The sequence below is a fragment of the Streptomyces alkaliphilus genome, assembly GCF_014141535.1.
Classification (GTDB): Bacteria; Actinomycetota; Actinomycetes; order Streptomycetales; family Streptomycetaceae; genus Streptomyces; species Streptomyces alkaliphilus.
Genome location: NZ_VKHT01001184.1, coordinates 1 through 1,369, shown reverse-complemented (window position 1 = coordinate 1,369; position 1,369 = coordinate 1). Strand labels below are relative to the sequence as shown.

Here is a 1,369-nt window from a genome sequence, read left to right as displayed (position 1 = left end):
CCCCGGGGGCGGGAGGGACGAAATCGGAACCGCCTTCGGGCAGGTCCCCGGAGGGCGCCCGGGGGGTCTCGCCGAACGGGGAGCCGGGAACGGCGTCGATGGCACGGACCGCGGAGGGGGTGCGGTCCTCCCCGGGCGACTCCACGGAGGTGATCTCGTCGTCCCCCAGCAGTTGCGCCGGGAGGACGAGCACAGCCTGGATGCCCCCATAGATGTTGCTCTGCAACTGCACCACGATGTTGTGGCGCCGTGCCAACTGCGAAACGACGAACAGGCCGATGCGGCCGTCTCTCAACAACTCGCCGACATCGATCCGCTCGGCGCCCGACAGGAGGGCGTTCATCCGCCGCTGTTCCTCGGCGGGCATGCCCAGGCCACGGTCCTCCACCTCCACGGCCAAGCCGGCGGTCACCCTTTGGGCCCGGAGGACCACCACGGTCTGCGGCGAGGAGAAGCTGGTCGCGTTCTCCACCAGTTCGGCGAGGAGGTGGATGACGTCGGCGACCACGTGACCGCGCAACGTGCCCTCGATGGGCGGCACGAGCTTGACCCGGGAGTAGTGTTCCACCTCGGCCACGGCCGAGCGCATCACTTCGGTCATCCCCACCGGACGGGTCCACTGACGCCGGGGCACGGCTCCTCCCAGGACCGCCAGGTTCTCCGCGTAACGGCGAATTCGGGTGGCCAGGTGATCCACCTGGAACAGGCCCTTGAGGAATTCGGGATCCTCGACCTCGTTCTCCAACTCGTCCAGCAGCTCGATCTCGCGATGGACGAGCGACTGCAGGCGGCGGGCGAGGTTTCCGAAGACCTCGACCTTCTCATCACTGCCGCTGGCGCTGTCGCGGACCACCGCCGTGGCCCGGGCCAGGGCATCGTGGGCGGCGTACCGGTCCAAGGCGATCTCGTGGGCGAGCAGATCCAGGCTCGTCTCCCGTCCACCGGAGGGGGAGAGGGTGGGGGCCTGGCCCGGCGCCTCCACGGGTTCCCCCCGTTCGACCCTGCCCACGACCTCGTGCAGGTCTCCCCGCGCACGGGCCGTGTGTCGACGCAGCGCGATGATTCGCGCCGTCTGGGTTCGGCTCTCCCCCGCGGCCAGGTAGGCGGCCGCGGCGACGATCAGGCACACCAGCAACAGGGCACCGCCCAGAATCACGGCCAGGAGGCCGAGCGGCGCGCGTTCCGAGGTCTCGCCGATCCGCAGCACAAAGGTGATCACGGCGGTGGCGAGGGCCGAGACCAGGAGCGCCGGGACAACCGCGAAGCGCACCGCTCGGGTCCGAAGGCGGAAATCTCCCCCGGTGGGCCGCAGGGGACCGGGGCGTCTGTGCCGGCCGTTCGGGCGCGGGAGGGAAGCACCGGACGCGGG

General features: G+C 70.7%; 1 protein-coding gene. It reads right to left on the bottom strand.

What is annotated here, in order from left to right:
• On the bottom strand, nucleotides 1–1,270 hold a 1,270-nt coding region (locus FNQ90_RS23300; protein WP_407699434.1), incomplete at its 3' end, for a sensor histidine kinase.
• Nucleotides 1,271–1,369 lie beyond the last annotated feature (99 nt).